The following is a 26,799-nucleotide window of genomic DNA, read 5'->3' as shown; positions in this document are numbered from 1 at the left end:
GCCGGGCGGCCGACGCCGGCGCCCCCGGTCCTCCGCAGAGGACCGGGGGCGCCGTGTGCCAGTAGGGGATCAGTGGACCGGGGTGAGCTCCTCGGCCTCGAGCAGCTCGTCCGACTTCGCGCCCTTGAAGAACTTGGTCGCGAAGACCATCGCCGCGGCGAGGAAGGCGAAGACGCCCAGGGACACCACGCCCCACTCGCCGCTCTTGGTCGGCAGCGCATCGTTGAACGCGGTCCGCATGAGCGGGGCCACGAAGCCGCCGAGGTTGCCCAGGGAGTTGATCAGGCCGATGCCGGCCGCGGCAGCGGCGCCCGTGAGGAAGGCCGTGGGGTAGGCCCAGGTGATCGGGCCGACCGCAAGGAAGCTGGCCACCGCGAGGGTGATGAACACGATGCCGAGCAGCGGCTGGCTGTTCGCGCCGGCCCAGGCGGAGCCGAGGATGAACACGCCGGTGCCGATGTAGAGCAGGCTGCCCCAGTTGCGGCGCCGGGCCACGGTGTGGGCTGCCTTGCCGAGGAAGTAGCAGGCGAAGAGGCCCACGAGCCACGGGATGGCGGAGACGAGGCCCACCTCCCAGCCGACCTTCTTGCCCAGCAGCCCGGCGACCTCCTGGGGGAGGTAGAACGTGGTGCCGTACACGGCGATCTGGAGGGCGAAGTAGATGACCGTGAAGTACCAGACCTTCCAGTTCGCCATGGCACGCCAGATGCCGCTGGGGCCGTCCTCGGTGCGGGCGCGGTCCTCGACCGCCATGGCGTCGGAGAGCGCGAGCTTCTCCTCGTCGCTGAGGAACTTCGCCTTCGCCGGGCTGTTCGTGAGGAGGAACAGGGCCGCGATGCCCGCGATGACGGCGAGCACGCCCTCGCCGAAGAACATGACCTGCCAGCCGCGGGCGAAGCCGAGGGAGTCGCCGAAGCTGATCAGGCCGCCGGAGAGCGGCGCCCCGATCATCTGGGAGAACGGCTGGGCGAGGTAGAAGATCGCGAACATCTGCACGCGGACCTTGTTGGGGAACCACTCGGACAGGAACATGATCACGCCCGGGAAGAGGCCGGCCTCCGTGACGCCCAGGAGGAAGCGCAGCACGTTGAACGAGACGTCGTCCGTGGTGAAGGCGAACGCTGCCGCGACGATGCCCCAGGTGATGGAGATGCGGGCGAGCCAGAAGCGGGCCCCGAAGCGCTTCAGGAGCAGGTTGCTGGGGACCTCGAAGAGGGCGTAGCCGATGAAGAAGATGCCGGCACCGAGGGCGAACGCGGCGTCGCCGACGCCGCGGTCCGCCTTCAGCGCGGCCTGGGCGAAGCCCACGTTGGTCCGGTCGAGGAAGGCAACGAAATAGAGGATCACCAGCATCGGCATCAGGTGCCGTGCGGCCTTCGAGATGGCGGATTTCAGCGCAATGTCATGCGCCGAGGGCGCGGCCGTCCGCGGAGCGGGCAGGGTCACGTCAGCTCTCCTTTGAGATGAACCCGTGGGGTGTCGGTGATGGAACGGAAGAAGGGTGGTGCTCAGCGGCCCTGCAGGAGCGTGACGACGCCGACGGCGACGAACACGACCCCGAGGGCCAGGAACGCGAGGCGGGACTTCGACCAGGGGCCGAGGATGGATTTCACGCGGGGTGCTCCGTCTCAGTGCATATAGAGGCCGCCGTCGACGTTCAGGGTCTGGCCCGTCACGAAGCCGGCATCCTCGCTGATGAGGTAGGCGATGGCCGCGGCGATGTCCCGCGGGGTGCCGATGCGCGGCAGCACGCCGTCGGCCGCCATCTTCTCCTTGCGCTCGTCCGTGAGCGTGCCGCCCATGATGTCCGTGTCGATCGGCCCGGGCGAGATCGCGTTGGCGGTGATGCCCTGCTGGCCGAGCTCGCGGGCGATGCTGCGGGTGAACCCGATGACGCCGGCCTTGGCCGCGGAGTACACCGTCTTGCTGTAGGTCCCGCCGCCGCGCTGGGCGGAGACCGAGGACAGGCTGACCACGCGGCCCACGCCGTGCTTGACCATGGACTCGACGGCGCGGCGGGTGGCGTAGTGGACGCCGTTCATGTTGATGCCCATGACGCGGTTCCACTCGTCCGCCGTGACCTCGAGGTACGGCACGGGCGAGGAGACGCCGGCGAGGTTCACGAGCGCCACGATCTGGGGCAGCTGCCCCTCGAGCTCGTCGAACGCGGCGCGGACCTGCGCCTCGACCGAGACGTCGGCGCCGGCCCCGGCGGCCTGGACGCCGTGCTCGAGCGCGATCTCCTCGGCCACGCGCTTGGCGGCCTCGGCCTCGACGTCGATGATGCCGATGTTCCAGCCGCGCTCGGCGAGGTAGTGGGCGGACGCGCGGCCGATGCCGCGCGGGGAGGCCGCGCCGGTCAGGACGACGGTGCGGGAAGCGGGGAAGTCAGTCATGCGGTTCTCCTGGTCCTCAGTGGGCAGCCGCGGCGGGCGCGGACTGGATGGGGGCGGGGCCGAGCTCGTCGATGAGCTTCTTGATGGCCACGTAGGCCTTGTTGCGGTAGGCGACGAGCTCGGGGGTGCGGTCCGCGGGGACGTCGAGGTAGCCGGCGCCGGACTTGGTGCCGAACTTGCCGGCGTCCACGAGCTCCTGGAGGGACTCCGGCGTGGCGAACCTCTCGGGCCAGCGGGTCTGCAGCGACGCGTAGCAGAAGGCGTACACGTCCAGGCCCGCCATGTCCGCGATCGCGAACGGGCCGAAGACGGGCAGGCGGAAGCCGAACGTGGTGCGCACGATCGTGTCGATGTCCTCGGGGGTCGCGATGCCCTCCTCGACGATCTGCGTGGCCTCGTGGAACAGCGCGTACTGGAGCCGGTTGAGCACGAACCCGGTCGCGTCCTTCACCCGTGCCGTCTCCTTGCCGGTGGAGGCCACGAGCTCCTCCACGAGCGGGATCACGGCCTCGTCCGTCCCGGCGTGCGGGATGAGCTCGACTCCGGGGATGAACGGGGCCGGGTTGGAGAAGTGCACGCCGAGGAACCGCTCCGGGTTCGTGACGGCCTCCGCGAGCGAGGCGATGAGGATCGTCGAGGTGTTGGAGCCGATGACGGCGTCCGGCCGGGCGGCCGCGCTGATGCGGCGGAGGGTCTCGTGCTTGATCTCGATCTTCTCGGGCACGGCCTCCTCGATGAAGTCGGCGTCGGCCACCGCCTCCTCGATCGACGCTGCAGGCGAGAGGTGCGCCTCGAGGCGCGCGACGGCGTCGTCCGGGAAGAGCCCGTCCGCCACGAACTGGGCCGCCTCGGCGAGGAGCCGCTCGTAGTTCTTGGTGGCGATCTCCTCGGAGATGTCCGCGATCTTGACGGTGGCGCCGGCGAGCGCGAGGACCTGGGCGATGCCGCCGCCCATGTAGCCGGAGCCGACGACGGCAACGGTGATGTCAGGCATGGTTCCTCCTAGCCCTTGGGGAGCAGAGTGCGGATGTACTTCTGGTTCGTGGCGCAGACGCCGAGGCTGTCGCCGCCGTACTGCTCGGTGAGGATGATCCCGTCGAAGCCGACGGCGATGGCGTCGCGGAACACCTCGCGGTAGTTGATGAGGCCCGTCTCCATGGTCGAGGGGACCGAGGTGGCCCAGCTGCCGTCCGCGGCCTCGTCCCGCGTGTAGTTCTTCACGTGCCAGTAGTTGGCGTACGGGAGGGTCTTGTCGAAGAGGTAGCGCCAGTCCTCGACGGGCCGGTGGAGCCGGATGAGGTTGGCGACATCGGGGTTGAGGCCCACGTTGTCCAGGCCAACTTCCTCGATGAAGCGCACGGCGCTGTCCGCCGTGCCGATGTAGGTGTCCTCGTACATCTCGAGCGACATGCGCAGGCCGAGGTCCGCGGCGTGCTTGCCGAGCTCGCGGATGCGGCCGACGGCGGTGTCCCACACCTCGCGGTCGTCGGGGTCCTTGGGGCCCTCGGCGGTCCAGAACCACAGGGCCTTGCGCTGGGCCTCGCTGAAGGGCTGGTGGAGGCCGGTCGAGAAGACCTGCATGCCCCACTCGGCGGCCGCCTCGATGGTCCGGTGGGCGTAGGCGAGGTTGCGCTCCTCGTGGCCGGGCATGATCACGCTCTGGCGCTGGAGGTGGACCGACGGGATGCCGACCCCGTGGGACTTGGCGATGGCGAGGAACTCGTCCCGGCGCGCGGGCTCGAGGTCGGCGGGGCGGACGTGGCTGTCCGCGAGTTCGGCGAGGGTGAAGCCGACGTCGGCGATCTGGGCGAACATGTCGTCCCAGACCTCGGGCGACGCATCGTGCATCGCCACTCCTGTGCGGCGGTCCACCGCCTGGAAACCGTGGAGGCAGGTCGCGATCGGCCATGACTCTGCCGTGAACGCTGGTTGGTTCGACATGGTGCTCCGTTGCAGCTGATGGGTGAAGAACGCTGCCGTGAGGCAGCTCACGAAAAAGATCCTATAGGAAATATGCTTGCTGTCAACGGGACGGACGTGGCCCCGCAACGGGGCGTAGGTGACTCCTCGGCGGCTAGGGGACGTCCCACCCGCCGTCGCGCTGCTGCGTCGCCTCGACGGCGGCGTGCACGACGGCGGCCAGCCCCTCGCCGTCGGACGCGGCCTCCCGCTGGGCCCGCTCCCCCGAGCCGCGGGCGAGCACGCCCCGGACGGCCCGCTCGGCCCCGGCGAGCTCGCCTGCCTCGCGGAGCACGGGCCCCACGTGCTCGAGCAGGGCGGCGAGCGCGTCCTCGGCCGGGACTGGCTGCCCCGTGCCCGGGTCGACGAGGTCGCCGTTGAGCCCGGAGCGGCTGGCGCGCCAGGCCGCCAGGCGCAGCACGGCGCACGGCGTCCCGAGCGGCGGCCGGCCCTCGGCGGCATCGCGGGCGGCGGTCTCGACGAGGCCGCGGACGAGGACCGCGACGAGGGCCGAGTCGGCGGCGTTGAGGCACACGTCGGAGGCGCGCACCTCCACGGTCGGGTGGCGGCGCGAGAGACGGGCGTCGAAGTACACCATGCCCGCGTCGAGGATGCCGCCGGTGCCCACCATGGCCCCGACGAGCCGGTCGTAGGCCTGCGCGGAGCCGAAGGGCTCCTGCGGGCCGGAGGTGGGCCAGCGGTTCCACACCTGGGTGCGGAAGCTCGCGTAGCCGGTGTTCGCCCCGTGCCAGAACGGCGAGTTCGCGCTCAGCGCCGCGAGCAGGGGCAGCCACTCGCGGATCCGGTCGAGGACGCCCACGCCCTCCTCGGCCGAGGAGATGGAGACGTGCACGTGCAGCCCGCAGGTGAGCTGCTCGAGGGCGGTCAGGCGGTACTCCTCGGCCATGGCCGCGAACCGCTCCCCCTCGCTCAGATGGGTCGCGGAGCTCAGCGGCGAGGTCCCGAGGGCCGCGATGCGGGCGCCGACCTGCCGCGCCGCCCGGTCCAGGGCGCGCCGGCCGTGGTAGAGCTGGCCGAGCAGCTCCTCGTGCGTGGTGCAGGGCTCCGTCTGGACCTCGACCTGCTCGAGCTTGAACTCGCGCTCCACGTCCCGCGGTCGGCCCATGACCGCCAGCACCCGGTCCACGAGCGGCTGGGGCGCGCCCGTCTCCGGGTCCACGATCAGCAGCTCCTCTTCCGCCCCAAAGCTCCGCATACCGGCCATTCTGCCAACCCGAGCCGCCCCGGGGACATCCCCGGCGGCCCGCTCCCCCGGTCGGAGCAGCGCCCGGCCCTACGCTTGGGGCATGGATGCCCGCACCTGGTCTCTCGTGTTCGACCTCCTCGGGGTGTTCTTCTTTGCCGTGTCAGGATCCCTCCTGGCCGTGCAGAAGAACTTCGACATCGTCGGCTCGCTGCTGCTCGGGTCCCTCACCGGGCTCGGCGGCGGCGTGATCCGCGACCTCGTGCTGGGCCGCTTCCCGAACTCGTTCGCCGAACCCGTCTACCTCGCACCGCCCGTGCTGGCGGCCGCGGTGGTCTACTTCCTCATGCCCGCGGTGCAGAAGGCGCGCCGGACGCTCCTGACGTTCGACGCTGCGGGGCTGGCGCTGTTCTGCATCACCGGCACGGTGACGGCCCTGAGCTACCGGGTGAACCCGGTCTCCGCGGCGCTGCTGGGGACGGTGACCGCGATCGGCGGGGGCCTGATGCGGGACACCGTGGCGAACGTCCGGCCCGGGCTCTTCGACCGGCACGACCTCTATGCCGTTCCCGCCATGGTGGGCGCCGGCGCGGTCGCCGCCCTGTGGGCGCTCGGGCTCTACTCGACGGCCGCGGGCATGGTCGTGGCGGTGGTCGTCTTCGGCTTCCGCATCCTCGCGCTGCGGCTGCGCTGGCGCGTCCCGCTCGCGGCCTCCAGCCGGCACCGCAGCGGCGGGGAGGCACCCGCGCGCGAGTGAGCCCGCCGCCGTAGGCCGCGCCCTGCAGGGTGTTCTGCGCGGTTCTGCGCGGGGCCCTTGACGCGCTCCCCACCCGAGGGAGTTGGCTAGGACCATGACGCAGACACGAACCCTCGGCACCGCCTCCCCCCTGACCGTCTCCTCGCTGGGCCTCGGCTGCATGGGCATGTCCGAGTTCTACGGGACCCCTGACGAGGCCGCGGGCCTCGCGACCATCCACCGGGCGCTCGAGCTGGGCATCACGCTCCTGGACACCGCGGACATGTACGGGCCGTTCACCAACGAGCTGCTCGTGGGCCGGGCGGTCGGCGGGCGCCGCGACGAGGTCCAGCTGGCCACGAAGTTCGGCAACGTCCGCGGCCCGAACGGCGAGCGCCTCGGCATCAGCGGCACGCCGGAGTACGTCCACCAGGCCTGCGACGCGTCCCTGCAGCGCCTGGGCGTGGACCACATCGACCTCTACTACCAGCACCGCGTGGACCCCAAGGTGCCGATCGAGGACACCGTCGGCGCGATGGCCGAGCTCGTCCAGGCGGGCAAGGTCCGCCACCTCGGGCTCTCCGAGGCCTCCGCGGCGACGATCCGGCGCGCGCACGCCGTCCACCCCATCACGGCCCTCCAGACCGAGTACTCCCTGTTCACCCGCGACCTCGAGGACGAGATCCTCCCCACCATCCGGGAGCTCGGGATCGGCCTCGTCCCCTACTCCCCCCTCGGCCGTGGGCTCCTCACCGGCCAGATCAGCACCGAATCCCTCGCGAAGGAGGGCGACTCCCGTAACAGCCGCTACTTCCCGCGCTTCCAGGGCGAGGCGCTCGAGGCCAACCTCCGGCTCGTGGACAAGGTCAGGGAGGTCGCCGCGGCGAAGGGCGTCACGGCCGGGCAGATTGCCCTGGCCTGGGTCCTCGCCCAGGGCGAGGACGTCGTCCCAATCCCGGGCACCAAGCGCGTGGAGTACCTCGAGGAGAACGCCGCGGCCCGGGACGTGCAGCTGAGCCGGGACGACCTCGAGGCGCTCGAGCGCGCGGTGCCGCGGGACGCCGTCGTCGGCTCCCGCTACGGGGACATGAGCAGCATCGACACCACCCGCTGACCGGCGCACGACGGCGGGCCCGCACCTTCTCGGTGCGGGCCCGCCGGTGGTTCTGGCGCGGCTCAGCCGTTGTCCCCGGCCGGGGTCGAGCTCGCGGTGTAGCCCTCGAGCTTGAGCGCCGCCTGCGCGTACTTCTGGGTGAAGGTGTCCGAGACCTTGATCTTGGAGGTGTCCACGCCGATGGTCTTCTCCTCCTCGAAGATCGTCGTGGGACCGCCCTCGGGCATGATGCCGTCCGGCAGGAACTGAGCCTTGTCCTGGTCCAGCGCCTTGACGTACTGGTCCTTGGAGATCGTGGCGTTCTGGACGTAGGACTGCGGCAGCTTGTCCGCGATGTCCGCCGCCGAGTGCGTGCTGATCCAGTGCATCGTGTCCACGAGCGCGTCGACGACCTTCTGGGCAGCGTCCTCATGGGACTTCACCCAGTCGGCCTGGGCCAGCAGGCCGGCCGAGGGGAGGGTGCCGCCGAGCGCGGCCTTCGCGCCGTCCGCCGTGGCCAGGTCGATCGCCGGGACCGCGAGGTTCTTCGCCTCCAGCGCCCCGACGGTGGGCTGCGTGGTCATGACGCAGTCCGCCGAGCCGCGCTGGATCGCCGCGATGGCGGTGGCGCCGGCGCCCACCGCGATGGTGTGGTAGTCGTTCTTCGACAGGCCCGCCTTCGATGCGATGAACTGGGTGAGCTCGTCGGTGCCGGAGCCGAGGTCCGTCACGCCCACGGTCTTGCCCTTGAGGTCCGCGCCCGTGTGGACGTTGGCCTTGGGGCTGCACATGATGCGCTCGCCGGGGGCCCCGGAGAGCTGGACGAGGTTGATGACGTTCTTGCCCTTCGACTGGAAGTCGACCGTGTGGATGTACCAGGCGCCGGCCATGTCGACCTGGCCCGAGGCCATCGCGTCCTCGGCACCCACGCCGCCCTGCTGCTCCGTGGAGAGCTCCACCTTGACGCCGTACTTCTGGTAGTAGCCCAGCTGCTGGGCGAGCTGGTACGGGAGGTAGATCTGCTTGTCGATGCCGCCGACCATGAGCTTGACGGTGGGCATGTTGGCGGTGTCGGCGCTGGAGCCGCCGCTCGCGGTGCTCCCGCTCGAGGCGGCGCTGCCCCCGCCGCAGGCGGACAGGCTGAGCGCCACGGCTCCGAGTGCGGCTGCGGCGTAGATGCTGCGCTTCATCTTCATTGTTTTACGCATCCTCTGTGTTATTCCTGATGGAATTTCCGGGTGAAAAGGGAAGAAAAATGCTAGATGGCCTGCGCCTCGGAGCGGTTCGGCGGCCGCCATTTGAGGAGGGACTTCTCCAGGAGGCTGATCAGGAATTCCGCGCCGAGGGTGATGACGGCGATGATCACCATGCAGGCGAACACCGTATTCGGGTCGAAAGTGCCCTGGGCCTGGCTGATGATCAGCCCGACGCCCTGCTGGGCTCCGAGCACCTCGGCGACGAGCGCGCCGATGATCGCGAATCCGAAGGCCGTGTGGAGGCTGGCGATGATCCACGTCATCGCGGACGGGATGGTGACGTGGAGGGCCACCTGGAAGGGGGACGCGCCGAGGACCCGCACGTTGGCGATGAGGTTCTGGTCCACCTCGCGGACGCCCTGGAACGCGTTGAAGAACACCACGAAGAACACGAGCACCGCTGCGAGGAGGATCTTCGGGAAGACGCCGAGGCCGAACGCCACGATGAAGATCGAGCCGAGCACGATCCTGGGGATCGAGTTCACGATCCGGATGTAGGGGCCGATGACGGCGGAGAGGTACTTGTTCGAGCCCAGCAGGATCCCGAGGACCACGCCCACCAGAGTGCCGAGCAGGAACCCGAGGAAGGCCTCCTGGACCGTGACCCACAGGTTCTCCCAGATGGTGCCGAAGGCCGTGCCCTCGGTGAACAGCTTCACGAGGCTGTTCCAGATCTCCGATGGCTGGCCGAAGAAGAACTTGTCCACCCAGCCCTCTTCGGTGAACCACTGCCAGCCACCGACCACGGCCACGGCGAGGGCCACCCGGCCCGTCCAGATCAGCGTCTGCCGGCGGCGGAAGGACTTCCGCGCGGCGGCCTGGAGCTCGGCTCCGTTGTCCTCGCGCGCCCCGGAGGCACGCACCTTCTCCTGCGTCATGGCCGTCATGCTCCAACCCCTGCTGTGCGCGCGTAGGCCCGCGTGACCTCATCCTTGAGCGAGTCCCAGATGTGCCCCTGGAGCTCGAGGAACCGCTCCTCGTGGCGGATCTCCTGGACATTCCCGCGCGGCCTGGGCAGGTCGATGTCGAAGACGTCCTTCACCGATCCGGGGCTGCTGGTCATGATGACCACCCGGTCGGAGAGCGCCACGGCCTCATCGAGGTCGTGGGTGATGAACAGGACCGAGGGCCGCAGCTCCTCCCACAGCTTGAGGAGCTCGTTCTGCATGATGGCCTTGGTCTGCACGTCGAGAGCCCCGAAGGGCTCGTCCATGAGCAGGATGCGCGGGTTGTTGATCAGCGCCGCCGCCATGGCCACGCGCTTGCGCATGCCGCCCGAGAGCTGGTGCGGGTAGCGGTCCTCGAATCCGGCCAGGCCCACCCGCCGCAGCCAGTCGCGGGCGAGCTCGGTGGCCTCCCGCCTGGGGGTGCCGAGGAGGATCGGGCCCATCATGACGTTGGACAGGACACTCTTCCACGGGAAGAGTGCGTCTGCCTGGAACATGTAGCTCACGCCGTCGGTGACCCCCTCGACGCGCCGGCCGCCCACCCGCACCGACCCCTCGCTGGGGCGCTCGAGCCCCGAGACCTGGGCCAGGGTGGTCGACTTCCCGCAGCCGGTGGGGCCCACGATCGAGCAGAACTGCCCCGGCTCGACCGTGACCGTGACGTCGCGGATGGCGGTGAACGTCTCCCCCTTGGGGGTGAGGTAGCGCTTGGTCAGCCCGGAGATCTCGATCCCCGCATCCTCGGCACCGGTTGCCGGCGGCCGGATGGGATGAATTACTCCCATGGTCAAAAGACCTCTCTGTCTCTGCATGCCTGCTGTGAATTTGCAGGGACGCCTTTGTCTGGTGGATTCTTGATCCATGCCCCGTGAAATGGATCACATCGGCTGCTCTGAGAGTAGAAAAGCGCCGGGTCCCGCAGCCAGCCTTGCGCGGCTTGCGATGGTTACCAGCATTAATTCAGCTTTTGAGCCTTCTGCTCATGCGGGGCAGGGCGTGCTGCGGTGAGGCGCGCGCGGGACTGGTGGGCGGCCCGTCCGCTGGCTTCGCAGATCCTCGTGTGGACGCTCATGCTGATCGTGCTCACGGTCGCCCTGGGAGGATTCGTGGCGGACCGGATCACGGGCCAGGTCCTGGACAGCCAGTTCCAGCTCCGCGCGCTCGGGGTCGCGGAGTCTGTGGCCCAGATGCCGGAGGTCGCCGCGGATCTGGCCGCCGGCGACCCGGGCCACCAGATCCAGGCCCTCGCCGAGCAGGTGAGGATCCGCGCCAAGACGGACTACGTGGTGGTCACGGACAGGGAGGGGATCCGCTTCTCGCATCCCACGCCCTCGCTCATCGGGCAGCGGCTCGAGGAGCCCGTCGCGGTGCTCGACGGGCAGAGTCACCTGGGCACGAACAATGGCAGCCTCGGGGACTCCGCGAACGCGAAGGCCCCGGTCTTCGACGCCGCCGGCACGGTGGTGGGACAGGTGTCGGTGGGGATTCTCGAGACGAAGGTCAGCACCGAGCTGACCCAGGACGCGGGGACCGTCGCGGCGTACTCCGCGCTCATCCTGCTCCTGGGCGGCACCGGCTCCTTCCTGCTCGCCCGCACCATCAAGCGGGCCACGTTCGGGCTCGAGCCGGCGGCGATCGCCTCCCTCCTCCAGGACCGGGAGGCCCTCCTGCACGGCATCCGCGAGGGCATGGTGGGGCTCGACGACGACGGCCGCGTCACCGTGATCAACACCGAGGCACGGCGGCTCCTGCATCTCGGGGACACCGCCCTGGGCCAGCCCATCGAGGAGCTCATCCCGGCCGGTCGCCTCCGCGACGTCCTCACGGGGGACGTCCCTGGGGCCGACCAGACGGTCATCACCGACGACGCGCTGCTCGTGGCGAACCGCATGCCGGTGAGCGTGGGCGGGCGCAGCGCGGGAGCGGTCGTGACGCTCCGCGACCGCACGGAGGTCGAGGCGCTCGTCCGCGACCTCCGCTCGCTCGAGGGGCTCATGGACGCGCTGCGGGCGCAGGAGCACGAGTACGCCAACCGCCTGCACACCGTGGGCGGCCTGCTGGACCTCGGCGAGGCCGAGCAGGCGCGCACGTTCATCTCCGGGATCGCCGACTCGTCCCGCTCCCTCGGCGAGGGCCTGCGGGCGCGGATCGAGCCGCCCGAGCTCGCGGCGCTCATCCACGCCAAGATCACCATCGCCGCCGAGCAGGACGTGCGCCTGGCAGTCTCCGAGGACTCGCGCCTGCGCGAGCCCGGCCTCGGGACGCAGGACCTCCTCACGATTGTGGGGAACCTCCTCGACAACGCGGTCGACGCCGTCTCCGGGCTGCCGGGGCCGCGGGACGTCACGCTCACGCTCGACGACTCGTCCGGCGTGTTCGTCTCGGTGACCGACAGCGGCCCCGGCGTGCCCGCGGACGCGGTGGACGACGTCGTGCGCGACGGCTACACGACCAAGCCCGGGAAGGCCGGGAAGCCGGACCTGCGGCGCGGGATCGGGCTGGCGCTCGTGGCGCGGATCGTGCGGCGCGCCGGTGGCACGATGGACGTGTTCGCCGGACCGGGCGGAAGGTTCGAAGTATGGATTCCGAGGGGCGAGGGCAGGGAGGCGCGGCCGTGATCAGGGTGCTCGTGGTCGACGACGACTTCCGCGTGGCGCGGCTGCACGCCGCCCAGGTGGCCCGCGTGCCCGGGTACGAGTGCGTCGGCGAGGCGCACACGGCCTCGGAGGCGCGCGCGGCGATCGTCCGCGACCGGCCCGACCTCGTGCTGCTCGATGTGTACCTGCCGGATGAGGACGGCATCGCCCTGCTGACCTCCCTGCGCGAGGCGGGGCACGACGTGGACGTCATCATCATCACCGCCGCGCGGGACATCGCCACGGTGCGCGCCGCGATGCGCGGCGGCGCGGTGCACTACCTCGTCAAGCCGTTCGGGTTCGAGCAGCTCGCGGGCCAGCTCGGGGCGTACCGGCGGTGGCGGGCCGACGCGGAGTCCCGGGGCCGGACGGGCATCACGGGCCAGAATGACGTCGACGCGCTCTTCGCCTCCCAGCGCGCCGCGGCGACGGCGGCCGCCCCCGGGCCCGGTTCCGCGCGGCGCCTGCCGCCGACCATGCAGAAGGTGTTCGACGCCGTCCTGGCCGCCGACCGCCCGCTCGGCGCCCAGGACGTCTCGGACCTCATCGGGATCTCGCGGCCCACGGCCCAGCGGTACCTGAGCGAGCTCGAGCGGAAGGGCCGTCTCACGCTGCACCTCGAGTACGGGGCCACGGGCCGGCCGGTGAACACGTATGTCCCAGGCGCGGGCTGAGGCGGGTCAGGCGGCGCCGTCGACGTTGCGCCGGCGGCCGGCGAGGTAGCCGAACACCGAGGCGCCGACGCCGATGACCAGGAAGGACCAGCCCGCGAGGGAGAAGCTTCCCGTGGCCTGGTGGATCTGGGCCACGAGGAGCGTGCCGAGCGAGCCGACCCCGTAGCCGACGCCCTGCATCATGCCCGAGAGGTTCACCGCGGTGTGCCCGTGCCGGGTGCGGAGCATGATCATCGTCAGCGCGGCGGCGGTGAGGGCGCCCTGGCCGAGGCCCAGGAGCCCGATCCAGACCCAGATGAGCTGGAGCGGGCCGAGGACGCTGAGGGCGAACCCGACCGAGGTCATGACGGCGAGCGTGACGTTGAGGGCGCGCTGGTCCCAGAGCCGCGCGGCGAGGCTCGGGGCGAAGAGGGAGCCGAGCATCTGCAGCACGATCGAGGCCGAGACCATGAGACCGGCCGTGGCGCCGTCGATCCCGCGCTCGCGCAGGATCGGGGACAGCCAGGCGAACACGCTGAAGGACGTCATGGCCTGGAAGAGCATGTAGAGGGTCACGTGCCACGCGACCGGCGAGCGCCACACGCCCGGTCCGCCCGCGGAGGCGTGTCCGGCCGGGACCGGGCGGTGGCGGGCGCGCAGCGCCACGGGGGCGAACAGGACGGCGACGGCCAGGGCCGGGAACGCCCAGAACAGCAGCGCCGAGCTCCAGGACCCCGTGGCCTCGAACACCGGGTACGTGAACCCCGCGCCCAGCGCCGCCGAGGCGACGATCGCCGCGGTGTAGAGGCCGCCCATGAGTCCGAGCCGGTGCGGGAAGTCCTGCTTGACCTCGCTCGGCAGGATCACGTTGCACAGGGCGATCGCGGCCCCGCACAGTGCGGTGCCGAGGATGAGCCCCGGGAGATGCCCGGCCGGGCCCCACTCCGACGGCCGCACGAGGAGCCCTGCGGTCAGCACGGCCATGGCCCCGAGGAGCACGCGCTTGGAGCCGAATCTGCGGGAGAGGACGGGCGCGAGGGGGGCGAAGACCCCCAGCAGGGTCACGGGGGCGGTGGTGAGCAGGGAGATGCCCCACTCGGGCACCGAGCCGCTGGCCCGGACCTCCGTCAGCACGGCCCCGAAGCTGGAGAACGCGGTGCGCAGGTTCAGGCCGATGAGCACGAGGCACAGCCCCAGGAACGCGAGCCGGGCAGGGCTGGGCCGTGCGGCCCCCTGCGGGAGTGCCTCGGGTGCATCGGTCGCTCGTGCCATGGGTCAGAGCGTAGCGGTCGGACCACAGCGGTTTCGACTCCGCCCGACCAGCGAGACGCACCGGCGCTCTAGGCTGGGGCCATGAGGATCGCCGTGGTGGGTGGAACGGGGACGGCCGGCTCGCGGGTGGCCGCGCTGGCCGACGAGCAGGGCCACGACGTGGTGGTGCTGACCCGCAGCGCCGGGGTCAACCTCGTCACGGGCGAGGGGCTCGTCGAGGCGCTCGACGGCGTCGACGTGGCCATCGATGCCTCGAGCCCTGCACCGCCGGATGAGAGCATGAGCCGCTTCGACGCCGTCGTGCGCTCGGGCCGGAACCTCGCGGACGCGTGCGTCGAGGCCGAGGTGCGGCGCCTCGTCCTGCTCTCCATCGCGAACATCGAGAAGCCCGAGTTCGACGCGTTCAGCTACTACGTGGCCAAGCGTGACCAGGAGGACGCCGCGCGGGACAGCGGGCTCGAGGTCTCCGTGGTCCGGTCGGCGCAGTGGTTCGAGTTCGCGGAGCGCTCGAGCGCCGTGGACTATGCCGAGGACCGCGTCACGGTCCAGGACTGGTACGTCCAGCCCATCGCGGTCGCCTCCGTGGCCGAGGTCCTGGTCCGCGAGGCCACCAGCAGGAGGGCCCGGGACGCGACGGTCGCCGGCCCGGAGGCGGTGCGGCTGCCCGAGCTCGTGCGCCGGCTGCTGCTCGCCCGGCATGACCCGCGCCCGGTGGTCACGGTGGACGCCCCGCTGTCCGGGCTCGCGAGCGGCGCGCTCCTGGCCCCCGCCGGCGCGGAGATCCTCGGCCCCGGGGTGGGCGCGTGGATCGCCGACCGGACCCGAGCCGGCGCGCAGCCGGGTGCGGCCGAGTAACCTGCCGGCCCCCGCGGTCGGTGGCACCAGCGCGCCGCTTCCGGATCCATCCGGACCGGCCGCCCGAGCGAAAGGACCCCGCATGCCCGTGCCCGCCAGCCTCGAGGAGTTCGTGATCCGATGGGACGCGTTCCGCGCGGGCCTCGGATTCGAGGAGATCACGGACACCCTCGGCATCGAGCCGCACGCGTGCGACGGCGCGTCCCTCGCCATGCGCATGCCGCTCGCCGCGCGCCTGCGGCAGGCGGGCGGGATGTTCGCGGCCACGGCGCTGTTCGGCGCGGCGGACGTCACGGGGACGTTCCTGGCCATGCAGGTGGTGGAACCGGGCCACTTCCCGCTGGCCGTGCAGTCCAACCTGAACTTCATCGACAACTCGCGGGTGGGGCCGGCGATCGCGACGGCGCGGATCGTGCGGGCTGGGCGCACGATTGTGGTGGCCTCGGTGGACGTGGCGGACGCCGGCGGGAAGGTCCTCGCCACCTCGAGCTTCACCTACGTCCCCAAGCCGTCCGCCGGCCGTGGCCAGGACCTCGAGGAGCGCCTGCTGGAGAGGTCCCCGACCGGGCAGGAGTAGCCGGACCCGGAACTGGCCGGATCCGCGCGGACAGTTGAGGTGGCCGCCCGCCACTGGTAGGCATGGGCCATGCGGTCCCCCACGGTGGAAGCGATCCAGCCGCCGTTCAGCGCGGTCATCTTCGACCTCGACGGCGTGGTCACCGACACCGCGGCCGTGCACGAGGCCGCCTGGCGGGAGCTCTTCGACGCGGTCCTGCGCGACCCCCGCGTGGGCGCCGGCGCGGACACCGGCCCGTTCCGGCACGAGGACTACCTTCAGTACGTGGACGGGCGCCCGCGCGAGGAGGGGGTCACCGCCTTCCTGGGCGCCCGCGGCATTACGCTGCCCGCCGGCAGCGGGCGCGACGGGCCCGGGGCGTGGACCGTCCACGGGCTGGGAGCCCGCAAGAACGAGCTCTTCGGCCGGCACCTGGCCGCGTCCGGGGTGGAGGTCTTCCCCGAGTCGGCCGGGCTCGTGGCCAGGCTGCGCGCCGGCCGCATCCCCGTGGCGCTCGCGACCTCGAGCCGGAACGCGCGCCCGGTGCTCGCGGCGGCGCACCTGCAGGACGCGTTCGACCTCGTCCTGGACGGGAACGAGGCGGCCGAGCTCGGCCTCCCCGGCAAGCCCGATCCGGCCCTCTTCCTCGAGGCCGCCCGGCGCCTCGGCGTGGATCCTGCCCGGGCCGTGGTGATCGAGGACGCCGAGGCCGGTGTCCGGGCCGGCCGCCGGGGCGGGTTCGGGCTCGTGGTGGGGATCGACCGCGCCGGCCGCCGCGCCGAGCTCGAGGACGCGGGGGCCGACCTCGTGCTCGGGGACGTGGGCGAGCTGGACCTGGGCCTCGTGCTCGCGGACCCGTGGACGCTCGCCTACGAGGGCTTCGACGCCGGCCACGAGGGCCACCGGGAGGCCCTGACCACCCTCGGCAACGGGTACATCGGCGTTCGCGGGGCCGCGCCCGAGTCGATCCACGGCGGCACGGGATATCCCGGCACGTACCTGAGCGGGGTGTACAACCGGGTGGTGAACCTGGTCCAGGATCAGGAGACGGAGGACGAGCATCTGGTCAACGCCCCGAACTGGCTCCCGGTGGACCTCCGCCTCGCCGGGGGCGAGTGGTGGTCGCGGGGCGGCCTGACGGTCCGCCGCGAGCGCCGCGTGCTGGACCTCGGTGCCGCGGTGCTGCGCCGCGAGGTGGACCTCGAGGACGACGCCGGCCGGCGGCTCCGCGTGGAGCAGCGCCGGTTCGTCTCGATGGCGGAACAGCAGCTCATGGCCCTCGAGACCACCGTGACGGCCCACGGCTGGAGCGGGGAGGCGGAGCTGCGCAGCGGGGTGGACGTGGACGTGGCGAACGAGAACGTGCTCGAGGACGCCCTCCTGGCCCGCCGGCACCTGCGCGACGTGACCCCCGCCGGCGACGACGCGGACGCGGAGGCCGCAGCCGGCGTCGTGGTCGAGGCCGAGACGCTCCAGAGCGGGGTCCGGATCGCCGTGGCCCTGCGCCACACCGTGGACGGGCGGGTGCCCGCGGAGTCGACCGGGGGCCGGGTGGGCGGGCTGCACTACCGCGCATTCACCCTCCGGCTCGCGGACGGGGTCCCGGTGCGGGTGGCGAAGACGTGCGTGTTCGCGACCTCGCGGGACCGTGCCATCTCGTCTCCTCGGACGGGGGCGGCCGCGGCGCTCGAGCGGTCGGCGGCCGGGTTCGACGAGCTCGCCGCCGCGCACACGGCGGTCTGGGAGCGCGTGCTGCGGCTGTTCACCGTGGGCGTCGAGGCCGCCAAGGACGTCCAGCCCGTGGTGAACCTGCACGTGTTCCACCTGCTCCAGACCCTCTCGCCCTTCGTCACCGAGCTGGACGTGGGCGTGCCCGCCCGGGGACTGCACGGGGAGGGGTACCGCGGGCACGTGTTCTGGGACGAGCTGTTCGTCCTGCCCCTGATCACCTCCCGGATCCCCGCCGTGGCCCGCTCCCTCATCGCCTACCGCTGGCGGCGGCTCCCGGCCGCGAGGCACGCGGCGTCCGAGGCCAGGCTCAAGGGGGCGCTCTTCCCCTGGCAGAGCGGCAGCGACGGGCGCGAGGAGACCCCCCGGTGGCTGTTCAACCGCCGCTCCGGGCGCTGGATCCCGGACGTCTCGCGGCTGCAGCGGCACGTGGGGCTGGCGGTCGCGTTCAGCGCCTGGCAGTACTTCGAGGCGACCCAGGACCGCTTCTGGCTGCTGCGGCACGGCGCCGAGCTCGTGGTCGAGGTGACGAGGATGTTCGCCTCGCTCGCGGAGCACGACGCCGCCGAGGACCGGTTCCACGTGCGCGGAGTCATGGGCCCGGACGAGTACCACACCGGCTACCCGGACCGGGACGCGCCCGGACTCGACGACAACGCCTACACGAACGTCATGGCCGCCTGGACCTGCCAGCAGGCCTGCCGGATCCTCGGGGTCGTCGAGGGCCACGACCGCGAGGACCTCCTGGCAAGGCTCGCGATCGGCCCCGAGGAGGTGCGGAGCTGGGAGCACCTGAGCCGGCGCATGGCGGTGCCGTTCCACGACGACGGCATCATCAGCCAGTTCGCAGGCTACGCGGACCTGGCCGAGCTGGACTGGGACGCCTACCGGGAGAAGTACCACAACATCGAACGGCTCGACCTGATCCTGGAGGCCGAGGGGGACACGACCAACCGCTACCGCCTCGCCAAGCAGGCGGACACCCTCATGCTGCTCTACCTGCTCGGCGAGGAGGAGCTCCTCGCCGTACTGGCACGTCTGGGCTACACCGTGACGGCGGCCCAGCTGGAGCGGGCGGTGGACTACTACCTCGCACGCACCGCGCACGGCTCCACGCTCAGCCGGGTGGCCCACGCCTCGGTGCTGGCGGGGGTGGACCCCGAGCGGGCGTGGGAGACGTTCCGCGAGGTCCTGGATGCCGACCTCGACGACACCCAGGGCGGGACGACCCAGACAGGCATCCACCTGGGGGCGATGGCCGGCTCGATCGACGTGGTGCAGCGCAGCTTCGCGGGCCTGCGCCTCACGGGCAATGCCCTCGTGTTCGCTCCGAGGCTGCCGCGCGAGGTGCGCTCGGTCTCGTTCCGGGTGCGGTACCGGGACCAGCTCCTCGAGGTGCACCTCACCCACGCGGCACTCGACGTGGCCTCGGCCCCCGGCGACGCCGCCCCCGTCCGGCTCCGGGCGGGCGCCGAGGAGGCCCTCCTCCACCCCGGCACCTCCCACCGGTTCTCCCTCGCTCCTCTGGCCGAAGGCGGTGCCAGCGCCTAGAATTCTGCTGTGCAGAACATCAGGATCGTCAAGCGGCCCGCCTACGCCGTGGACTCGGTGGACAACGCGCTGCGGATCCTGCTCCTGCTGCAGGAGCGCGAGTGGCTGCGGATCGCCGACGCCGCGCGCGAGCTCGGGGTCGCGCCCTCCACCGCCCACCGCCTCATGTCCACGCTCGTGTTCCGCGGCTTCGCCCTCCAGGACGACCAGCGCCGCTACACGGCCGGCCCGAGCCTCGCCGCAGGGCCCGCGCAGCGGCACGTGCGCGGACTCGTCGCGGCGGCGCGGCCCCACCTCGAGGCCCTCGCGGCGCAGACCCGCGAGACGGTGAACCTCGTGGAACGGGTGGGCGCGGGCGTGCGCTTCCTCTTCACCGCCGAGGGCCCGCAGCTTCTCCGCGTGGGGGACCGCACCGGGACGGTCCTGCCGGCGCGGACCTCGTCCGGCGGCCTCGCGGCCCTCGCCGCCCTGCCCGACGCGGTGGTGGCCCAGCTCTACACCGGCCGCGGCGCCCAGCTGGGCGGCCAGGGCCTCACCGCGGCCGAGCTGGCGGACCTGCGCGGCGAGCTGGCCGGCATCCGGGCGCGCGGGTACTCGCTCAACCTGGGCCGGACCGAGCCCGAGATCGCCGCCGTGGGCACGGCGCTCGCCCTGCCCGACCGGCCGGGGACGCTCGCCGTGACGCTGAGCGCGCCCATCTCCCGGGCCGCCGCCCTCGAGCGGACCGAGACGGTGGCCGCGCTGCACGCCGCGTGCGCGGCGCTCCGGCACGAGCTCGCGCCCTGAGCACCGCAATCATTCTGCACAGCAGAAGAAAGTCGCCAGACCAGTGACGCCTGTCACTACCCTCGATGGAGGGCCCCGCGGGCAGTGCCGCCCGCGGGGCCGACCCCCACCGCGGGACCGCTGAGGGCGCCCGTGCGAGCAACGAGGAGCGTCTGTGCAGTTCTACCTTGACGGCTACCGTCCCGGAGACCCCGAAGAGCGGCCTGCGGCCCCCGGCTTCGAGCCGGCCGCCGGCAGCGGCGCCCTGCCGGAGGAGGTGGACGTGCTCGTGGTCGGCACCGGCCCCGCGGGCGTGGTCCTCGCCGCCCAGCTCGCCGAGTTCCCGGGCATCACCACGCGCGTCGTGGAGCGCAGGAACGGGCCCCTCGAGATCGGCCAGGCCGACGGCGTGGCCTGCCGCACGGTGGAGATGTTCACCGCGTTCGGCCTCTCCGAGAAGCTCCTGCGGGAGGCGTACTGGGTCAACGAGACCGCGTTCTGGGGGCCTGCCAGCAGCGGGATCGGGCGCACCGGCCGGATCCAGGACGTGGCCGAGGGCCTGTCCGAGTACCCACACGTGATCGTCAACCAGGCCCGCATGCAGGACTACCTCCTCGAGAAGATGCGCACCTCCCCCTCCCGGCTCGTCCCCGACTACGGGCTCGAGGTCACCGGCGTCGAGGTCCTGCCCGAGGGCGGCGACCACCCCGTGGAGGTGACCCTCCGGCGCGAGGGCGGGGACACCGCCGTCGTCCGCGCGAAGTACGTGGTGGGCTGCGACGGCGCGCGGTCCGCGGTGCGGAAGTCGCTCGGGATCGAGCTGCGCGGCGACGCGCGCAACCACGCGTGGGGCGTCATGGACGTGCTCGCGGTGACGGACTTCCCCGACATCCGGCTCAAGTCCGTGATCCAGGGGCCGTCCGGGGGGAACATCCTCATCATCCCGCGTGAGGGCGGCTACCTGGTCCGCTTCTACGTGGACCTCGGCGACCTCGAGCCGGGCGACCGCGAGGCCCGGAAGCGGTTCACCCGCGAGTCGATCGTCGAGGCGGCGCAGGAGGTCCTGCACCCCTACACGCTCGAGGTGAAGGACACCGCGTGGTGGTCCGTATACGAGGTGGGGCAGCGGATCGCGGACCGGTTCGACGACGTGGCCGATGCCGAGCGCGGCACCCGCACCCCGCGCGTGTTCATCGCCGGCGACGCCTGCCACACGCACAGCGCCAAGGCCGGCCAGGGCATGAACGTCTCGATGCAGGACGGCTTCAACCTGGGCTGGAAGCTGGCCGCGGTGCTCGAGGGGCGCAGCCCGGAGTCGCTCCTGGACACGTACGCCGGCGAGCGCCGCGTGATCGCGCAGGAGCTCATCGACTTCGACCTGCGCTTCTCCACGATGATGGCAGCCAAGCCGAAGGACCCCGACCACCCCGAGGCCGGCGGCGTGGACGCGGCGGAGAAGCAGCGCATCTTCACCGAGGCCGGCCGCTTCACGGCGGGCTTCGCGACCGAGTACGCCGCCGGGCGGCTCACGGGCCCGGGCCGGCACCAGTCCGTCGCCGCCGGCTTCCCCGTGGGACAGCGCTTCTACTCGGCGCCGGTGGTCCGGGTCGCCGATGCGAAGGAGATCGGTCTGGGGCACGTGGCCCGGGCGGACGGACGGTGGCGGATCTACGCCTTCGCCGGCGCGGGCGACCCCCACTCCCCCGAGTCCGGCATCTCCCGGTTCTGCCGGTTCCTCGCCGAGTCCCCCGAGTCGCCGGTGCGGCGCTTCACGCCCGACGGCGCCGACCCGGATGCCGTGTTCGACGTGCGCGCCGTCTTCCAGCAGGGCCACCGGGACCTCGCGGTGGAGAAGCTGCCGGCGTTCCTCAAGCCGTGCAAGGGCCGGTTCGGGCTCGTGGACTACGAGAAGATGTTCGCCCCGGACCTCAAGGCCGGCCGGGACATCTTCGACGAGCGCGGGATCGACCGCGATCGCGGCGCCATCGTGGTGGTCCGCCCGGACCAGTACGTCGCCCAGGTCCTGCCGCTCGACGCCCACGCCGAGCTCGCGGGGTTCTTCGACGGGATCCTGCTGCCCGCGGCCGCGCTCGTGTAGCGCTCGGCGAAGTCGTCGGCCGCACTGCGCCGCCCGCGAGCAAGTCCTGGGCGACCGCGAGTCCGAGGATGCGCCGACGACCAGCTACGCCCGCCCTAATGGTCAACGACGGCTTGAGCTCGTTCACGCGCGAGTCCGGGACGAGGGCACGATGTGAGGGGCGCCATCCTCCGGATCGAGCATGTAGGCCAGGAACTCCTGGTCGAACGTGGCGATGCCCGAGCCCACTGCGTCGAGCTTTGCCCGAATCAGCAGGGACAGCTGCCGCCAACGTTGGCGGCCGACGTCCTGCGGAGTCTTGGGGGATTCGTACGGCGTGCTGCGTGGAGGGAGCCTGTCTGCCGTCTGCGGCAGCGCGAGGACGATCCGGAACCGGCGCTCGCCTGCCCTGAACGCGATCGCTGCCTTGCCGTCCTCCCAGCTCCACCGTAAGCCGGTGGCGCCGTGGGCCATGAGCATCTGCTGTATTTCCGACTGGGATGCCGCAGCGGTGATCGAGGCGCCGCGGACGTAGTTTGTGCTCATGCTGGAGGCCCTCCTGAGGCGTGCCTGCTGATGATGGTGGGTCGGCGGTGCGGGCGTCCTCGAGGGCGCGGCCGAGTCTCCCCGCCAGCCCTCCGCCCTCGCCACCCTCCGCGAGGGGGCCGTCGGCTTCGGCCACGCAGTCCAGCAGGGCCGAGGTCACCGCGTCGGTGGGCCCTTCCGGCTGGCCCAGCCGACCTCCGCGTTGGGTCGCAGCGGAGCGGTCGAGCTCCTTGACCACCAGCAGGGCAGCCTGAGTCCGGTTGTTGACGCCCAACTTCTGCAGCAGGACCGAGGTCATGTTCTTGATGGTCTTCTCCGCAAGGCCCGTCGTGGCGGCGATCTCGCGGCCTGCAAGCCCTTGCCCGATGAGGAGGAGCACCTTGAGCTCCTGGGACCCCAACACCCCCAGCCCCCGTTCCACCAACGGTGCCGCCCGGGGCTCCAGCAGCATGGCCCTGAACAACGAGCTGTAGGCGGTCTGGCCGCCCAGCACGCGGCGGACGAGCCGGACGGTCTCGCTCCCGTCATCCTGCTTGGACAGGCAGCCCCAGGCGCCCGACATGACCGCCCCGATCAGGGCGGCCTCGTCATCCTCGTCGGTGATGATCACGCACCGGATCCGCGGATCGATGGCCAGCACGGCCCGACACACATCTGGGCCGGTTCCGTCGGGGAGCCGATCGTCGAGCACAGCGAGAGCCGGCATCAGCGCGGGAATGCGCCGGGCGGCTTCCCTCGCCGATCCTGATGACCCCGCGATGTCGATGCCTGCCGAACGCAGGAGACCCTTCAGCCCGGTGCGGACCAGCTCGTGGTCGTCGAGGACGAACACACCCTTGCGGGCGCGGGTCGGGCGTGCCTGCATCACCGGCCCGCCCGACGGTGTCATGGCCGGCCGGCTGCCGGCGCGATGCTGAGACTGGGAGCCACGGTGAGGGGAAACCGTTCGATCGGCTGCTGGCGCCTGGGGAAGGCGCTACCAGAAGACGGAAAGCCAAGGGCAAGATTGCCGATCGCTTCTCCTATTCTAGGCCTCTTGACGTCCCTGCGCCCATGTCCCCGTGGAGAGGCGACGGGCGGAGAGAGCGCGGCGCGCCCTAGCCCTCGCCGTCGGCGCCTTCGTCCCGGAGCCCGGTGAGCGATGGCCCGTCGTACCCGTACTCATCCAGGTCCTGGCCGCCGGTGTAGACGGTGTGCGCCGGCACGTCGGCCTCCACAATGGGCCAGTCATGGGACGCGACGTCATCCCGCATCGCGTGCTGGCGCGCGTACTCCTTCGAGAGCGTGACCCAGTCGCCCCGGTTGATCCGGCCGAAGCCCGGCGGCAGCGCGCGGTAGATCCGCACGAGCGTCTCGGGCACGTCCCGCACGCGGCACAGCTGTTCCATCGTCTCGGGATCGCACTCTCCGAGTCCGCGCTCCTCGGGGTGGTCGTAGACATCCTCGCCGAACGCCACCCTCAGCTCGGTGATCGGATGCGAGCGCCCGTGACCGGGTGCCCGGGGTGAACCGGTGTAGGTCACGTCTCTACGATACTGCCGGTGCTGGACCGCCGCGCCGGTCGGGCCGCGGAGGGACAGAGGCGTCGAGCGCCGCGCTGATCCGCTCCCCCTCGCCCTCGAGCCACGCGAGCCGGCGCCGGATCCTCTCCCCCACGCCCTCCTCCCACATCCGCGCCCAGCCGCCCCCGAGCGTCTGGGCGCGGTGGCGCATGAGGTGCCACGACCGCTCGGTCCGCCGGACCGCTGTCGGGACGAGGCGGGCGCGCGCGGCGCCGTCGAGCCCGTACGCGTCCGCCACGAGGCGGGTGCGCACGACGGCGTCGGCTCGCCTGAGCGCCCCGCTGCGGTCCCGCTCGGGAGACAGGGGCGCCCAGTGGAGGCAGAGGTTCACCACCTCGTCGACGCGGGTGGCGGGGCGGACCAGGTCGAAGTCGATGAGGGCCACGGCCTCGCCGCCGCGGAACACGACGTTCTCTGGCGTGATGTCCAGGTGGCCGATCAGCTCCGGGGCGGCGTCCGGCTCCGGCGGCATGCCGGGCAGCTCCGGCGGGGCGACCGGCTCGAGGAGGTGGGCCGGGGGCGCGAAGCCGGCCATGGCGTCGTCGTACGCCCGCAGGAGGCGCGCCACGGAGGCGAGCCGGGCATCGTCGGCGAGCCACGCCGGGTGCGGCCGGCCGGCCACCTCCCCCTCGATGAAGGTGAGTACCTCGCGGCCCCGCGCATCGATCCCGAGGAAGCGCGGCGCGCCGTCGAAGCCGACGGCCTCGAGGTGCGTCAGGACGGCGTGCACGAGCGGCGAGTGCGGGCCGAGGGGCCGGCGCACCGTGTCCGCCACGCGCACGATCCCCTCGGTGACGTCCCCGCCGGCGAGCGGGATCTCTTCAGTGCTCGTCGTAGTGGTGCTCGTGCTCTGCGTGCTTGTGGCCGTCGTGGACGTAGTCGACGTGGTCACCGTGCTGGATCTCCTCGTGGCCGCAGCCGGGCCCGTGCCGGTGGTCCTGGGCGCTGTGCTCGGCGACGTGCTCGTGCTCGTCGTAGTGGTCTCCGTGGAGGAAGTGGCGGTGGTCGTCGTGCACGTAGTCGACGTGGTCGCCGTGCTCCACCGCCTCGTGGCCGCAGCCGTCTCCGTGCTCGTGGTCCGAGATCCTGTGTGACTCGTGGACGTGCGTCTTGGTCATCTGTGCCAGCCCCTTCGCCGTGCCTGGGCGGTGCTCCGGCGGCTCGCCGGACGCCTGGGGCCAAGCCTACGGACGGCGCTCCCCGCGGGCCAGAGGGCACACCTCGGCTTTCGATTACTTCCGCAATGCGAAATCATAATTTCCTCTTGCGAAATAGCAAGTGAGGGTCCTACTCTGGGTATACCAATCCAGAACGTGAGGCAGCTCACTCGGCCGCCTCGCCGACACAGAAATGGCAATCCGATGAATCCCTCTGCTGGCGCCGCGCTGAAGGCGAGTTCGGTGCGCGCCGGGAAGCGCCGGCAACGTCGCCGCCTTCCCCAGACTCTGATCGTCCGTGGACGCCCAAGACCGACAGGCCGTCCGCGGCCGCCCATCGGTCTCGCCTGACGCCACGTTCGACGCAGAGCACTCCACCGCAGCTGAACCATCGGCGGCGCCGCCACGGCGGGCCTGCCGCGCACGGGCCGGAGCGCACCACGCCCGGCTTCGTGCAGTGAGTCCTTCTCTTCATTGCCCAGGAGCTTCCTTTGCTGTCTCAAGCATCCAAGAACACCCACCACGAGCCTGCGGTCAAGGCGGTGCGCCCCCGCGGCAAGGCCCGCTGGAGCGTCGCGCTGCTGATGGGCTTCGGAATCCTCATCAACTACGTGGACCGCCTCTCGATCTCCGTCACCCAGGGCCCGCTCACCAAGGAGTTCGGCCTCACCGCGATCGAGTTCGGCGTGCTCTCCTCGGCCTTCCTGTGGTCCTACGCGATCATGCAGATCCCCTCCGGGATGCTGCTGGACCGGTTCGGCGTCAAGAAGGTTTGGGGAGCCAGCGCCGTGCTGTGGACCGTGGCCTCGGTCCTGACGGCCATCGCCTCCGGCGCCTGGGTGATCGTCCTCGCCCGCGTCTTCCTGGGGGTCGCGGAGGCCCCCGCCTTCCCCGGCGCGATGAAGGCGACCGGACTCTGGTTCCCCCGGCACGAGCGCGGGCTCTGCACCGCGATCTTCGACAGCGGGACGCGCCTGGCGAACGTCCTGGGCCTGCCGCTGATCGCCTTCACCGTCGCCACGTGGGGCTGGCGCGAGGCCTTCTGGCTCCAGGCTGTCCTCTCCCTCGTGTTCCTGGGCGCCTTCCTCTGGCGCTACACCGGCCCCAAGCACAAGCTCGCCAAGGGCACGCTCTCCGCCGAGGAGTACCGCTACATCATCGAGGGCGGCGCGACGAGCGAGGACGTGCGCCCCGCGAGCGACTGGAAGACCATCGCTTACCTCCTGCGCCAGCGCAAGGTCTGGGGGCTCTCGCTGGGCCTGGCCGGTGCGGGCTACGTGCTGTGGATGCTCCTGACGTGGCTGCCCGGCTACATGCAGACGAGCATGAACCAGAGCGTTCTCCAGAGCGGCATCTACGCAGCCGTCCCGGCCCTGGCGATGTTCGTCTCCGAGCTCACGATCGGCGGCTGGTGGGTCGACCGGGTCATCGGCCGCGGCGCCAACCCGGACAAGGTCCGCAAGGGCGTGCTCGTCGCCGGGATGATCGTGGCCCTGTTCACCGTGGGCGCCGCATTCAGCAACTCCCCGATCGTGGCCATCACGTGGATCGCGATCGGCAGCGCCGGGATCGCCCTGGTCTACGTGACCAGCAACTCGCTTCCGGCCCTGATCGCCCCCGAGGGCAGCGCAGGCTCCCTCGCGGCGATCGTCAACTGCGTGAACCTGCTCGCGGGCGTCGCCGCCCCGATCGTCACCGGCTTCATCGTCGACGCCACCGGTCACTTCCTCTACGCGTTCATCATCGGCGGCATCGCCCTCGTGGGCGGCCTCGCCTCGTACCTGCTCCTCATGGGCCGGATCGAGCCGATCCCCGCTCCCGCCGTGGCCGTCGCCGCGGAGGACTGACCG

At 71.6% G+C, this 26,799-nt stretch carries 23 protein-coding genes and 2 pseudogenes; 10 read left to right on the top strand and 15 right to left on the bottom strand.

Annotated features, from left to right (window positions below):
- Positions 1-69: 69 nt before the first annotated feature.
- The 5 genes from ACYVKZ_RS09570 to ACYVKZ_RS09550 form a co-directional block, all read right to left on the bottom strand.
- Positions 70-1,446, bottom strand: a complete 1,377-nt coding sequence (locus ACYVKZ_RS09570) for an MFS transporter (protein ID WP_460991925.1) — start codon at positions 1,444-1,446, stop codon at positions 70-72.
- Positions 1,447-1,628: 182 nt separating this feature from the next.
- Positions 1,629-2,396, bottom strand: coding sequence for an SDR family NAD(P)-dependent oxidoreductase (locus ACYVKZ_RS09565; protein ID WP_460991923.1), 768 nt, complete (start codon positions 2,394-2,396; stop codon positions 1,629-1,631).
- A 16-nt stretch (positions 2,397-2,412) separates the two neighbouring features.
- Complete coding sequence (locus tag ACYVKZ_RS09560) at positions 2,413-3,390, bottom strand: 3-hydroxyacyl-CoA dehydrogenase family protein (protein ID WP_460991922.1); 978 nt, start codon at positions 3,388-3,390, stop codon at positions 2,413-2,415.
- Positions 3,391-3,398: 8 nt separating this feature from the next.
- Positions 3,399-4,337, bottom strand: coding sequence for a sugar phosphate isomerase/epimerase family protein (locus ACYVKZ_RS09555; protein ID WP_460991920.1), 939 nt, complete (start codon positions 4,335-4,337; stop codon positions 3,399-3,401).
- A gap of 133 nt (positions 4,338-4,470) precedes the next feature.
- Positions 4,471-5,571: a carboxylate-amine ligase gene (locus tag ACYVKZ_RS09550; protein ID WP_460991918.1), complete on the bottom strand. Its 1,101-nt coding sequence runs from the start codon at positions 5,569-5,571 to the stop codon at positions 4,471-4,473.
- Positions 5,572-5,662: 91 nt separating this feature from the next.
- On the opposite strand from ACYVKZ_RS09550, the gene ACYVKZ_RS09545 reads away from it, so the two are divergent.
- On the top strand, positions 5,663-6,316 hold the full coding sequence (locus ACYVKZ_RS09545) for a trimeric intracellular cation channel family protein (RefSeq protein WP_460991916.1): 654 nt from the start codon (positions 5,663-5,665) through the stop codon (positions 6,314-6,316).
- A gap of 94 nt (positions 6,317-6,410) precedes the next feature.
- Positions 6,411-7,409: an aldo/keto reductase gene (locus ACYVKZ_RS09540; RefSeq protein ID WP_460991915.1), complete on the top strand. Its 999-nt coding sequence runs from the start codon at positions 6,411-6,413 to the stop codon at positions 7,407-7,409.
- 62 nt (positions 7,410-7,471) lie between these two features.
- On the opposite strand, the gene ACYVKZ_RS09535 is transcribed toward ACYVKZ_RS09540, so the two are convergent.
- The 3 genes from ACYVKZ_RS09535 to ACYVKZ_RS09525 form a co-directional block, all read right to left on the bottom strand.
- The gene (locus ACYVKZ_RS09535) at positions 7,472-8,578 is read right to left on the bottom strand and encodes an ABC transporter substrate-binding protein (RefSeq protein ID WP_460991913.1); all 1,107 of its coding nucleotides are present in this window, start codon (positions 8,576-8,578) and stop codon (positions 7,472-7,474) included.
- A 68-nt stretch (positions 8,579-8,646) separates the two neighbouring features.
- Positions 8,647-9,531 carry an ABC transporter permease gene (locus tag ACYVKZ_RS09530; RefSeq protein ID WP_460991911.1) on the bottom strand — a complete coding sequence of 295 codons (885 nt, stop codon included), beginning with the start codon at positions 9,529-9,531 and terminating at the stop codon, positions 8,647-8,649.
- Positions 9,528-10,376: an ABC transporter ATP-binding protein gene (locus ACYVKZ_RS09525; protein ID WP_460991909.1), complete on the bottom strand. Its 849-nt coding sequence runs from the start codon at positions 10,374-10,376 to the stop codon at positions 9,528-9,530. The genes ACYVKZ_RS09530 and ACYVKZ_RS09525 overlap by 4 nt, the downstream gene beginning before the upstream one ends.
- Before the next feature lie 219 nt (positions 10,377-10,595).
- Here ACYVKZ_RS09525 and ACYVKZ_RS09520 point away from each other — a divergent pair, with 219 nt between their 5' ends.
- Together ACYVKZ_RS09520 and ACYVKZ_RS09515 are read left to right on the top strand one after the other, a co-directional pair.
- Positions 10,596-12,209: an ATP-binding protein gene (locus ACYVKZ_RS09520; protein ID WP_460991908.1), complete on the top strand. Its 1,614-nt coding sequence runs from the start codon at positions 10,596-10,598 to the stop codon at positions 12,207-12,209.
- On the top strand, positions 12,206-12,901 hold the full coding sequence (locus tag ACYVKZ_RS09515) for a response regulator transcription factor (RefSeq protein ID WP_307005216.1): 696 nt from the start codon (positions 12,206-12,208) through the stop codon (positions 12,899-12,901). The genes ACYVKZ_RS09520 and ACYVKZ_RS09515 overlap by 4 nt, the downstream gene beginning before the upstream one ends.
- A gap of 6 nt (positions 12,902-12,907) precedes the next feature.
- Here the strand turns inward: ACYVKZ_RS09515 and ACYVKZ_RS09510 are convergent, their stop codons facing one another.
- Entirely contained in the window at positions 12,908-14,152 is a 1,245-nt protein-coding gene (locus tag ACYVKZ_RS09510) for an MFS transporter (RefSeq protein ID WP_460991906.1), read from the bottom strand.
- 81 nt (positions 14,153-14,233) lie between these two features.
- Between ACYVKZ_RS09510 and ACYVKZ_RS09505 the strand changes: the two genes are divergently transcribed.
- The 5 genes from ACYVKZ_RS09505 (at position 14,234) to ACYVKZ_RS09485 (ending at position 21,705) form a co-directional block, all read left to right on the top strand.
- Entirely contained in the window at positions 14,234-15,007 is a 774-nt protein-coding gene (locus tag ACYVKZ_RS09505; protein WP_460991904.1) for an SDR family oxidoreductase, read from the top strand.
- Positions 15,008-15,089: 82 nt separating this feature from the next.
- Entirely contained in the window at positions 15,090-15,584 is a 495-nt protein-coding gene (locus tag ACYVKZ_RS09500) for a PaaI family thioesterase (protein ID WP_460991903.1), read from the top strand.
- Positions 15,585-15,653: 69 nt separating this feature from the next.
- On the top strand, positions 15,654-18,842 hold the full coding sequence (locus tag ACYVKZ_RS09495; RefSeq protein WP_460991902.1) for a beta-phosphoglucomutase family hydrolase: 3,189 nt from the start codon (positions 15,654-15,656) through the stop codon (positions 18,840-18,842).
- A gap of 9 nt (positions 18,843-18,851) precedes the next feature.
- Entirely contained in the window at positions 18,852-19,628 is a 777-nt protein-coding gene (locus ACYVKZ_RS09490) for an IclR family transcriptional regulator (protein ID WP_460991901.1), read from the top strand.
- 154 nt (positions 19,629-19,782) lie between these two features.
- The gene (locus ACYVKZ_RS09485; protein ID WP_460991900.1) at positions 19,783-21,705 is read left to right on the top strand and encodes an FAD-binding monooxygenase; all 1,923 of its coding nucleotides are present in this window, start codon (positions 19,783-19,785) and stop codon (positions 21,703-21,705) included.
- A gap of 123 nt (positions 21,706-21,828) precedes the next feature.
- Here the strand turns inward: ACYVKZ_RS09485 and ACYVKZ_RS09480 are convergent, their stop codons facing one another.
- The 6 genes and pseudogenes from ACYVKZ_RS09480 to ACYVKZ_RS09455 form a co-directional block, all read right to left on the bottom strand.
- The gene (locus ACYVKZ_RS09480; protein ID WP_460991963.1) at positions 21,829-22,230 is read right to left on the bottom strand and encodes a hypothetical protein; all 402 of its coding nucleotides are present in this window, start codon (positions 22,228-22,230) and stop codon (positions 21,829-21,831) included.
- Positions 22,231-22,528: 298 nt separating this feature from the next.
- Positions 22,529-22,609: pseudogene (locus tag ACYVKZ_RS09475) on the bottom strand (DNA-binding response regulator); the annotation flags it as partial.
- A gap of 195 nt (positions 22,610-22,804) precedes the next feature.
- Positions 22,805-23,095 (bottom strand): annotated as a pseudogene (locus tag ACYVKZ_RS09470) (response regulator); the annotation flags it as partial.
- 232 nt (positions 23,096-23,327) lie between these two features.
- Complete coding sequence (locus tag ACYVKZ_RS09465; RefSeq protein ID WP_460991899.1) at positions 23,328-23,753, bottom strand: hypothetical protein; 426 nt, start codon at positions 23,751-23,753, stop codon at positions 23,328-23,330.
- 4 nt (positions 23,754-23,757) lie between these two features.
- The gene (locus tag ACYVKZ_RS09460; protein WP_460991898.1) at positions 23,758-24,684 is read right to left on the bottom strand and encodes a phosphotransferase; all 927 of its coding nucleotides are present in this window, start codon (positions 24,682-24,684) and stop codon (positions 23,758-23,760) included.
- Positions 24,614-24,910: a hypothetical protein gene (locus ACYVKZ_RS09455; protein ID WP_307005231.1), complete on the bottom strand. Its 297-nt coding sequence runs from the start codon at positions 24,908-24,910 to the stop codon at positions 24,614-24,616. The genes ACYVKZ_RS09460 and ACYVKZ_RS09455 overlap by 71 nt, the downstream gene beginning before the upstream one ends.
- 530 nt (positions 24,911-25,440) lie before the next feature.
- Between ACYVKZ_RS09455 and ACYVKZ_RS09450 the strand changes: the two genes are divergently transcribed.
- Complete coding sequence (locus ACYVKZ_RS09450; protein ID WP_460991897.1) at positions 25,441-26,796, top strand: MFS transporter; 1,356 nt, start codon at positions 25,441-25,443, stop codon at positions 26,794-26,796.
- The last annotated feature ends 3 nt before the right edge of the window (positions 26,797-26,799 follow it).

This window comes from Sinomonas soli (assembly GCF_054782415.1).
This window is presented reverse-complemented; position numbering and strand designations above follow the sequence as displayed.

Coding starts and splice junctions, on each gene's coding strand:
- ACYVKZ_RS09500 (WP_460991903.1), top strand. CDS start 15,090: ATGCCCGTGCCCGCCAGCCTCGAGGAGTTCGTGATCCGATGGGACGCG.
- ACYVKZ_RS09480 (WP_460991963.1), bottom strand. CDS start 22,230: ATGAGCACAAACTACGTCCGCGGCGCCTCGATCACCGCTGCGGCATCC.
- ACYVKZ_RS09505 (WP_460991904.1), top strand. CDS start 14,234: ATGAGGATCGCCGTGGTGGGTGGAACGGGGACGGCCGGCTCGCGGGTG.
- ACYVKZ_RS09550 (WP_460991918.1), bottom strand. CDS start 5,571: ATGCGGAGCTTTGGGGCGGAAGAGGAGCTGCTGATCGTGGACCCGGAG.
- ACYVKZ_RS09560 (WP_460991922.1), bottom strand. CDS start 3,390: ATGCCTGACATCACCGTTGCCGTCGTCGGCTCCGGCTACATGGGCGGC.
- ACYVKZ_RS09555 (WP_460991920.1), bottom strand. CDS start 4,337: ATGTCGAACCAACCAGCGTTCACGGCAGAGTCATGGCCGATCGCGACC.
- ACYVKZ_RS09565 (WP_460991923.1), bottom strand. CDS start 2,396: ATGACTGACTTCCCCGCTTCCCGCACCGTCGTCCTGACCGGCGCGGCC.
- ACYVKZ_RS09545 (WP_460991916.1), top strand. CDS start 5,663: ATGGATGCCCGCACCTGGTCTCTCGTGTTCGACCTCCTCGGGGTGTTC.
- ACYVKZ_RS09530 (WP_460991911.1), bottom strand. CDS start 9,531: ATGACGGCCATGACGCAGGAGAAGGTGCGTGCCTCCGGGGCGCGCGAG.
- ACYVKZ_RS09455 (WP_307005231.1), bottom strand. CDS start 24,910: ATGACCAAGACGCACGTCCACGAGTCACACAGGATCTCGGACCACGAG.
- ACYVKZ_RS09510 (WP_460991906.1), bottom strand. CDS start 14,152: ATGGCACGAGCGACCGATGCACCCGAGGCACTCCCGCAGGGGGCCGCA.
- ACYVKZ_RS09535 (WP_460991913.1), bottom strand. CDS start 8,578: ATGAAGCGCAGCATCTACGCCGCAGCCGCACTCGGAGCCGTGGCGCTC.
- ACYVKZ_RS09525 (WP_460991909.1), bottom strand. CDS start 10,376: ATGGGAGTAATTCATCCCATCCGGCCGCCGGCAACCGGTGCCGAGGAT.
- ACYVKZ_RS09495 (WP_460991902.1), top strand. CDS start 15,654: ATGCGGTCCCCCACGGTGGAAGCGATCCAGCCGCCGTTCAGCGCGGTC.
- ACYVKZ_RS09540 (WP_460991915.1), top strand. CDS start 6,411: ATGACGCAGACACGAACCCTCGGCACCGCCTCCCCCCTGACCGTCTCC.